Annotated in this window: 20 protein-coding genes and 1 pseudogene; all 21 read right to left on the reverse strand. The window is 63.5% G+C overall.

Going from position 1 to position 7239, the window contains the following annotated elements; translation table 11 throughout:
• Positions 1 to 101: 101 nt before the first annotated feature.
• Positions 102 to 482 carry a hypothetical protein gene (locus tag NNI01S_RS28740; RefSeq protein WP_157115060.1) on the reverse strand — a complete coding sequence of 127 codons (381 nt, stop codon included), beginning with the start codon at positions 480 to 482 and terminating at the stop codon, positions 102 to 104.
• Entirely contained in the window at positions 479 to 718 is a 240-nt protein-coding gene (locus NNI01S_RS28745) for a hypothetical protein (RefSeq protein ID WP_063023892.1), read from the reverse strand. Before NNI01S_RS28745 ends, NNI01S_RS28740 begins: the two co-directional genes overlap by 4 nt.
• Complete coding sequence (locus NNI01S_RS28750) at positions 715 to 1125, reverse strand: DUF6221 family protein (protein ID WP_063023899.1); 411 nt, start codon at positions 1123 to 1125, stop codon at positions 715 to 717. Before NNI01S_RS28750 ends, NNI01S_RS28745 begins: the two co-directional genes overlap by 4 nt.
• Positions 1125 to 1319 carry a hypothetical protein gene (locus NNI01S_RS28755; protein ID WP_063023901.1) on the reverse strand — a complete coding sequence of 65 codons (195 nt, stop codon included), beginning with the start codon at positions 1317 to 1319 and terminating at the stop codon, positions 1125 to 1127. The genes NNI01S_RS28750 and NNI01S_RS28755 overlap by 1 nt, the downstream gene beginning before the upstream one ends.
• A gap of 6 nt (positions 1320 to 1325) precedes the next feature.
• A complete protein-coding gene (locus tag NNI01S_RS28760; protein WP_063023903.1) occupies positions 1326 to 1871 on the reverse strand; it encodes a hypothetical protein in 546 nt (181 codons plus the stop codon).
• A gap of 57 nt (positions 1872 to 1928) precedes the next feature.
• Positions 1929 to 2168: a hypothetical protein gene (locus tag NNI01S_RS34900; protein WP_157115061.1), complete on the reverse strand. Its 240-nt coding sequence runs from the start codon at positions 2166 to 2168 to the stop codon at positions 1929 to 1931.
• Positions 2165 to 2965 (reverse strand): DNA polymerase beta superfamily protein, encoded by an 801-nt coding sequence (locus tag NNI01S_RS28765; RefSeq protein WP_063023905.1) that lies wholly within the window; start codon positions 2963 to 2965, stop codon positions 2165 to 2167. Before NNI01S_RS28765 ends, NNI01S_RS34900 begins: the two co-directional genes overlap by 4 nt.
• Complete coding sequence (locus tag NNI01S_RS28770) at positions 2965 to 3198, reverse strand: hypothetical protein (protein WP_063023907.1); 234 nt, start codon at positions 3196 to 3198, stop codon at positions 2965 to 2967. The genes NNI01S_RS28765 and NNI01S_RS28770 overlap by 1 nt, the downstream gene beginning before the upstream one ends.
• The gene (locus NNI01S_RS34905) at positions 3195 to 3566 is read right to left on the reverse strand and encodes a hypothetical protein (protein ID WP_157115062.1); all 372 of its coding nucleotides are present in this window, start codon (positions 3564 to 3566) and stop codon (positions 3195 to 3197) included. Before NNI01S_RS34905 ends, NNI01S_RS28770 begins: the two co-directional genes overlap by 4 nt.
• Positions 3563 to 3787 (reverse strand): hypothetical protein, encoded by a 225-nt coding sequence (locus NNI01S_RS28775; protein ID WP_063023909.1) that lies wholly within the window; start codon positions 3785 to 3787, stop codon positions 3563 to 3565. The genes NNI01S_RS34905 and NNI01S_RS28775 overlap by 4 nt, the downstream gene beginning before the upstream one ends.
• Positions 3784 to 4242 carry an RNA methyltransferase gene (locus tag NNI01S_RS28780; RefSeq protein ID WP_063023910.1) on the reverse strand — a complete coding sequence of 153 codons (459 nt, stop codon included), beginning with the start codon at positions 4240 to 4242 and terminating at the stop codon, positions 3784 to 3786. Before NNI01S_RS28780 ends, NNI01S_RS28775 begins: the two co-directional genes overlap by 4 nt.
• Entirely contained in the window at positions 4239 to 4484 is a 246-nt protein-coding gene (locus tag NNI01S_RS28785; RefSeq protein ID WP_063023912.1) for a hypothetical protein, read from the reverse strand. Before NNI01S_RS28785 ends, NNI01S_RS28780 begins: the two co-directional genes overlap by 4 nt.
• The gene (locus NNI01S_RS28790; protein WP_063023914.1) at positions 4481 to 4864 is read right to left on the reverse strand and encodes a hypothetical protein; all 384 of its coding nucleotides are present in this window, start codon (positions 4862 to 4864) and stop codon (positions 4481 to 4483) included. Before NNI01S_RS28790 ends, NNI01S_RS28785 begins: the two co-directional genes overlap by 4 nt.
• Complete coding sequence (locus NNI01S_RS28795) at positions 4861 to 5121, reverse strand: hypothetical protein (RefSeq protein ID WP_157115063.1); 261 nt, start codon at positions 5119 to 5121, stop codon at positions 4861 to 4863. The genes NNI01S_RS28790 and NNI01S_RS28795 overlap by 4 nt, the downstream gene beginning before the upstream one ends.
• Positions 5122 to 5434: 313 nt before the next feature.
• Complete coding sequence (locus NNI01S_RS28800; RefSeq protein ID WP_063023919.1) at positions 5435 to 5788, reverse strand: hypothetical protein; 354 nt, start codon at positions 5786 to 5788, stop codon at positions 5435 to 5437.
• On the reverse strand, positions 5785 to 5988 hold the full coding sequence (locus tag NNI01S_RS28805; protein ID WP_063023921.1) for a hypothetical protein: 204 nt from the start codon (positions 5986 to 5988) through the stop codon (positions 5785 to 5787). Before NNI01S_RS28805 ends, NNI01S_RS28800 begins: the two co-directional genes overlap by 4 nt.
• Positions 5975 to 6271, reverse strand: a complete 297-nt coding sequence (locus tag NNI01S_RS28810) for a hypothetical protein (protein ID WP_063023923.1) — start codon at positions 6269 to 6271, stop codon at positions 5975 to 5977. Before NNI01S_RS28810 ends, NNI01S_RS28805 begins: the two co-directional genes overlap by 14 nt.
• Positions 6268 to 6621 carry an HIT family protein gene (locus NNI01S_RS28815; RefSeq protein ID WP_063023925.1) on the reverse strand — a complete coding sequence of 118 codons (354 nt, stop codon included), beginning with the start codon at positions 6619 to 6621 and terminating at the stop codon, positions 6268 to 6270. Before NNI01S_RS28815 ends, NNI01S_RS28810 begins: the two co-directional genes overlap by 4 nt.
• On the reverse strand, positions 6614 to 6781 hold the full coding sequence (locus tag NNI01S_RS35495) for a hypothetical protein (protein WP_169813032.1): 168 nt from the start codon (positions 6779 to 6781) through the stop codon (positions 6614 to 6616). Before NNI01S_RS35495 ends, NNI01S_RS28815 begins: the two co-directional genes overlap by 8 nt.
• Positions 6778 to 7020, reverse strand: a complete 243-nt coding sequence (locus NNI01S_RS28820; RefSeq protein ID WP_063023927.1) for a hypothetical protein — start codon at positions 7018 to 7020, stop codon at positions 6778 to 6780. Before NNI01S_RS28820 ends, NNI01S_RS35495 begins: the two co-directional genes overlap by 4 nt.
• A pseudogene (locus NNI01S_RS35790) lies at positions 7021 to 7239 on the reverse strand (hypothetical protein); the annotation flags it as partial.

Consider the following 7239-nt stretch of genomic DNA (forward strand, 5'->3'; position numbering starts at 1 on the left):
TATAGTCGGGTTTCTTACTCAGCGCGCAGTTACCGATGAAAAAGAAACCCGCAGGTCAACGCTGTCGTGCCGCCAGAATGCAGGATAGATTTGAAAAAGGATCAGACCCGCGACTGCCTGAACCAATCCCACCACGGCTGGTCGAACTTCCGCCATGCCGACGCGTCCACTGCGTAAGCGTGGCAGCAGTCGGGGGCGTTTGCGGCTTCCTCGTCGGACATCCGGTCCAACTCGTCGTCGGTCAACTCCTCGATCCAGCCGATATACCGGAGCCCCGGCACGGTCTGCCCCGACCAGCAGCCGTACCCGCGTGGCGGCAGCAGAAGCACCAGCTCCGCATCCTCTGGCGTCTTCCCGCAGGCCGCGACCATGACGAACTGGTAGCCGCGGCCTTGGACGAGGACATCCCCCGCCTGGACGATGATTTCCCCGCGCGCGCGAGTCTCTTGCAGCGCTTCCGTGTAGTGCAGGTGGCGGGTCAATGCAGCCACACACCTTCGCCGTACACGGTCGGTGTCGCGTCGATCGACTCGGGGTGAGGGATCAAGTCGAGTTCGAACCGCCACACATCAGGCACCGCATACGACCCGTGCGTGAATCGGAGGGCAACCTCTCCGGGCCGATCACCCCAATGCACAAGGTAGAACGTGCGGGTCAAGTCCCCAACACGAACGGTGACGCCGTTCTCGTCGTCGCCGTGAATCTCGAAGTAGCTCATTCGGCCCACTCCTGGCGGAATTCCGGATGCTCGGACCAGAGCGCGGCGAGGGCACGCATGGCTGGGCCTTCATCGCCTTGGGTCCAAACCATGCGGATACGTCGATAGAGCGCAAGTGTCTCGCGCAGCGCAGCGACCAGACCGAGCACCATCGCGGGGTCGAACGTTGCGATCAGCGCCGACACATGGTCGCTGCGGATGATGCCGCCGCACGGGTCGAACTGGATCGGGTTGGCGGCACCGTTCACGGTCACCACATCCCCGAAATCATCCACCCGCCACTGCTCGGGCTGCCACGGCGGACGCTTCGCCGGATACTTCACGGTCACTCGCGGCAGTTCGGTCGCGGACTTGGCAAGCTTCTCCCAGTCCGCGAGCCGTGCCTCAATGAATTCAACGATCGTCATCAGATCAGCACCATGTTCTTCCACGCGAGACGAGCCACCATGTACGCGTTCAGCAGCATCGAAGCGACCGCGCACGAGCCGATGATGAACTGCCAGCCATCGACCTTCCCCACCTCATAAGCAGACTGCAATGCCGCGGCGAGCAGAACACCGAAGCATCCGCGAACAAACCACGTCAGCAGAAACTGGTTCACGTCGGCCTACCCGTACGAGCAGGTGAAGTGCCAGGCCGGGCCGCCAGCAGGCACATCCAATTCCAGCAGTTCCACGAACCGCGCCAACTGGCTCGCCCACTCCGGGTCCACCGTCAACGGCTTCACTTCAGCGGAATCGCAGCCGTACAGCTTCTGAACCGACGCCTTCACCCGCACCGCCCAAAACGTGTCACCGTCGACGTGGCCGTACGTGTCGAGTTCGACGGGGATCTGAGCAAGAAGGTCCCGCTTCCGGTCCAAGCTAGCGGCCCACGCCTGATACTGCGGCGACGACTTCTCATACTCCTCGCGAATACGTTTCGACTCCTCGTGCGGCATCCGCCGCCAGTGATTGCGGGTATCGGGATAGTCGTCGGGGAAAGGAACCTTCTCCCAGCCGAGACGGGTAGCGAGTTCGTCTTCCCAATCGGCGGACTCGTCGGCGTCTTCGGCTTCCTGCCACCATGCGGGCGCGGTCGACTCCCAATCGTCGTCGATCATTCCGCCGAGGTCGTAGCCGTAGAAAATGTCAGCGCTCGGGCACATGCCCATTGTTGGTCTCCTATTCGCGGACTACATCAACCGTAGCCACGCTGTAAAGCCGGGATTTTAAACCTGACCCCATTCATGCCCGCAGCCGTTGCAGGTGCGGATCACTTCGTATTGCGGCTCCATCGACGGCACCATTTTGTTCATGCCTAGCCCGTACACCCACGACAGCATCACCATTCGGTCGCGCAATACTGCCAGCGGGTCGGTCCAGTCGAACGGCCGTGGCGCCCGCAGCCCGTGGCAATCCAGCGAGCGGCAATGCGGGCACATCGACCACGCCGTGAACCGGTCAGTCACCCCAACAGCCCGTTCCGTTCCCACCAGCCCACATAGGTGTCGGTGAGCCATCGGTTGATCAGGTTGTGGTCAGGCTTCGCCGGCAAGTCCGCGGTCGTGGCGAGCATGTTCAACTGGGCGAGCAGATCGTCCGCGCGGTCGAGCGCTTCTTCCTTCGTGTGCTGGCCGCGGCGCAGCTCTTGCAACCAGGTGCGGTCGGGTTCGGGAATGGGCAGGGTGATGCGTCCGGTGGTGAGGAGTTCGACGCCCTGAACGCCGAGTCGCACCATGTGGTAGCCGCTTTTGGTGTCCCAGCCATACTGGTCGATCAGTTCAGGCCGGTTGGTGCGCTGGCTGCGCTCACCGAGCATCCGTTCCTTCTGCGCCTGCAAGTAGCCACCGAACCGGAACGCTGCGTCACGTGACAAGAACCGCTCGGGGTGCGCCTGAATGTCGCGCCCGATGTCGTTGATGGTCACGATCTCCTGCGGCGGGATGAACATCAGCAGCAGCACAGTCGGGTTGCCCTGCGCAGCCAGACGAGCCCACTTACGAAGCGAGTAGACGACCAAATCCAAGTCGCCCTTGCCTGACCGCACGCCCTCAGGCTGTGTCCGCCACTGGTACTGCTCGAACTTCCGGTTACCGATCACATAGGCGGGCGGCTCGATCGCGACGCCCATTTCGTCGCGGTCATCGTTCCCAGTCGTCACACCATGCAGGCCAGAACCGACCTGCCCGCGCAAAACGGTGTTCTCGGCGGCGATCCGCTCGAACTCGGTTGTGGTGTGCGGGTTCGTAACTGTCTCGATGCTCATCAGGCGCGCACCTTCTTGATGGCCGCGGTGATCAGCAGCTTCGCGAACAGGACGACGCCGACAGCGACGATGTACCCGACGACGAACAGCGCGGGCACCCACAGCGGGGCGAACACCCACACCCATTCCCAGTCGACGACGTGAACGAGTTTGAGGACGAGGAACGTGAGGAACATGGCACCGAAGAAACCGATACCGGAACTGTTCGTCTGGGTGTTGTTGCTGCTGGTCATGCTGCGTTCTCCTGACTGAGTTGGGGTTTGAGTGCGGCGAGCTTGTCCCGCCAATCCGGTAGCGGTGCCGCGCCCACGGGTTTCACCGTGTAGCGGACGTTTCGCCGGCGTTGTCTCGCCGCGGCCCGTTCGGTCTTTGTGCGCCCGGTGCCGGGTTTCGCACGTAGCGGACCAGAGTCGCGCGCCAGGTCGGCTTCCGCGTTTTCGAGGGACCTTCTGCCGCCGCCTGGTGTTGCTGGGATGCGGCGTATCCGTCCGGTCGCGGGCCATTGGATTTTGTGGTGGCTGCCGCCGTCGAACCCGAGGTAGATCCAGCCTGCGCGTTTGGCACGGTTCAGCAGTTCCCGCACATCCTTCTGACTGGTCATGCCCGGATCACCGCTGTCGTGTCGTCCCAGTCCTGCGGCGGGTTGTCATCCCACTTCGCGACCGGAAGGACGTCGATCACCATCCCGGACAGGCTGACTTCGGCACAGTTTCCGGGATGCCGCCATACCAGGTCGCATCCCCATCCGCAGGTGCCTTCGCCGCGCTGCGGCAGCAGGTCGGGTGGGCACGGTGTCAGCGGCTGTAAGTCGAACTCACTCATGCTGCACCAGCCAGGGACTTCACATACCGGTCGAGCAGCACAGCCGAGCCGGCGACGCTCACATTCAGCGACCACGGCGCGGGTGACGGGATCTGGATCACCTCATGGCAGCGCGCCAGCACCGTGTCCGGGAGCCCATGGTCTTCGGCACCGAGCAGGTACAGGGCGCGTGGCGGGTGCCGGTATTCGGTGAGGGACACGGCCCGGTCATCGAGTTCGACGCCGACGAGTGGGCAGCTGTGCGGGAGGTGCGCGATCAGGTCGTCGATGTCGCTGTAGTGGTGCAGCGGGATCGCGTTCGGCGCTTTGCATGTGTCTGAGGCTTGCGGCTTGTAGCGGCGCCCGACGGTGGCGAGCATCGCGGCCCCGTAGGTGTGCGCGGACCGCCACAGGGTGCCGACGTTGACCTCGAATTTCGGATGGTAGACGGCGATGCCGGCGTATCCGGCGCTCATGCTGTCTGCTCCTGCCCGTACACGGTTTCAATCAGCTGGTAGGCGCCGTACTCGATTTGGCGACGTTGCACCGCAACGTCGTAACCTGCTTCGGCCAGCTTGCGGACGAGGGAGGTTCGGTTGCTGTCGTCGGCGGTCGCAAGATAGGTGGCGCCGGTTTGGTCGCGGTAGGTGAGCAGGTATTCGGTGACGACACGCGGGATCGGGCCGGGCTCGGGGATCAACGGTTCACGATCGGTCATGCGGCGGCCTGCCTGTCCTGCTCGGGCTGAAGGGTGATGGTGATGCGGGGGTTGTCGCTGCCCAACTGGACTGAGTACGACTCGGACAGCACATGGTTGGCGTCGTCCTTGACCAGGACCCCGAGGTCGACCAGGGCGTCTATCGCGGCTTTCCCGAAGGCTGTGAGGCTTCCGGCGTCGCGGGTGCGTCGGTCGGGGGCGTGCCAGGTGATGGAGACGTGGCAGCGGTCGATGGTCGGTATCAGGTCGCCACCGGCGGCCCGTACGTGCCATGCGACGGCTTCTCGGGCGTCGCGGACTTTGGTCCAGTGGGCGCCGCGCTGCTGGTTGGAGGTGAGCGGCGGACGGTTCAACGGGATGTCGAGGCAGTGGACGGTCACAACGGCTCCACGCGGACGAAGTCGGGAAGCCGCTGGAACCGTTTGTTGCACATACGGCACAGGACGGTCCCCACCTTACGAATGTCGGACTCGCACATGTCGCAGGTGAATTCAGTGCAGGCGGGGCAGCCGAATGCTTCCATGCATCCGTGGCTTCCCAGCCAGAACTTGGCGGGTTTTCCGCAGCCGTCGCAGTTCGGGTTGTGGTCGAGGTGTTCGATGCTGTCGGCGCGTTCGTCTGTTTGGGTCGCCATCATGCGGCGCCTTTCCTGCTTGGTGCTGGTTGTTTCGTGGTGTGCCAGAGCCCGCACACGCATTGGTAGGCGCGGGTTGGCCGGTATCCGGGTCCGGTGGCGCGCAGGAACTTGCTGACGGCGTTTTCTGCGTGCTCGCGGGACGGGTATTGCTTTTTGTGTGGGGATGGGCAGGGTCGTTTGGCGTGGATGATGTGGGAGTAGAGTTTCGCTGTCGCTAACGCCTGATCGGTGGCGGTTTCGGTGTGTCCGCACAGGCAGAGCGCCACGTACGACCCGCGTTTCTCGACACCGATCAGGACATGCCCGGTCGCGTTCATGTGGCTTCCCGGATTCCGCCGATGGTTCCTTCGGGGAGCCGGTTGAGCAGGTCTTCGAAGCGGTCCGTGAACTCCCGGCGCAGGGCAGGACAGGCGGTGACGGTCAACCCGTTGCCCTGAACGACCTGCATAGCCAGGAAGGCGAGCGTGTCCGCTATGTCTCGCATCCCGAGTGGACGGCGCTGCACAGCCTCCACAGTCGCAGCGCGAAGCATCCGGATCAGCCCATCACGTGCATGCTCCAACTCGGCGACCTGATCAGCGATCGTCTCCAGGGCTTGAAGCTGTCCGGGTCGGGCGCTGATAGCGGCTTGTGCGCGGATCTGATCGGCGAGGCTGCGGGCGGTCATTCGGCGTCTCCGCTCTTGCCCTGGAATTGTGCGGCGAGCTTCCGCATGGTCGAGGATGCATGTTTGTGGATCGCCCGCAACTCGTCCTCCGAAGCGTCGGCGGTGTCGTCGCGCACGTATATGTCGCTGAATTCGATCTCCTCGGTGAGGATGACCCGAACGACATCGTCTGCGATGCGCTCGATTTCAGAGCTGTCCATTGGCATTTCCGTTCGTGTTTGTGGTGCGTCGCCATACGGATGCGATGCCGCCGTGTGACCGGGTGGCGGTGGCCTGCAAACCCGCTTTCTCGATGACGCCCTGTTTGCAGAGTCGTTGCATGAGTGGCCCGAACTGGCGGGGTTCGGTCATGTCGGGCCAACCCGTCTTGCGCATTTCGGCGTAAATGTCGGCGTTGGCGAACTGGGTGCCTGCGGGGAGCGCGTGAATCAGCTTCTCGGCCTTCGCGAGGTACACGAACGCAGGCGGAACCGGGGCGGTCATCGCTCGGCTCGTTTCTGCCCGGTCCACGGCAATGCCAGCCCATCGTCCAGGCGGCGGGGCACGTAATGCACGTGAACGTGCGGGATGGTTTGTGTGGCTGCGGCACCCGATGACGTGATCAGGTTGAAGTCGATGCCCTGTTTGCTGGCGTAGGTCGATGCGTATCCCATCGCGGCCCGGACAGCTTCGGCACTGGGGTGTTCGGCGTGCCAGGTGGGGACGAACAGCATGTGTCCTGGTGTGACAGGGTTCAGCGGCTCGAACCGGACGACAGTGGCGGCGTACTCCTGCTCGAAGTCGTCATCTTCGATGCGCTCGCAGAACGGGCAGCCTTCACGAAGTTCATCCACGGTTCTGCCGCCTCGATTTGCGGGCCACCTTGTTCTTGGCGCGACGCTGCTGCTTCACGTCGTCGGGGACGGTGAGCCCGTACACGTGTTTGCCTTTGCGGTTCAGTCCGGCGAGGATGTCGCGCGCCCACTCGGTGCTGAACAGTTCTTCTCGCTTCAACGGGGTCCGTCCTTGGGGGTGTTGAGTTCGCGCTGTGCGCGGTGAATGAATTGGTCGGCGGGGATGCGCGCGATTTCGAGGAGCCGCACCACGAATCCGGCGAGCGCGGGAATGACCGAGATGTGATCGCAGTTGGCGATGATCGCCCGGTATGCGTTGTCGTCGTTTTCGATGATCGAGCGCAGCAGCGCGAGCGCATCCCGTAACGCGTCGGACTGTTCGTCGGTGGGCTCAACCATTCAGGCCACCAGGTCTTCACGCGGGATCAGCGGCGGCGACTGGTCGGGTTTCGGATCGGGTTCGGTGTCCGGGAATGCGCGGCCAGCCCAAATTCCTGGCGCGAACCGGTGATACGGATCCAACTGTGACGCCAGCTTGTGCAAGTCACGGCATTTGTCGATCACCGGGCAGGCAGCGCACAGGCCACGAGACCGCCACCGCCGCTCCGCTGCCTGCTG

Source organism: Nocardia niwae NBRC 108934 = DSM 45340 (genome assembly GCF_001613465.1).
Lineage (GTDB): Bacteria > Actinomycetota > Actinomycetes > Mycobacteriales > Mycobacteriaceae > Nocardia > Nocardia niwae.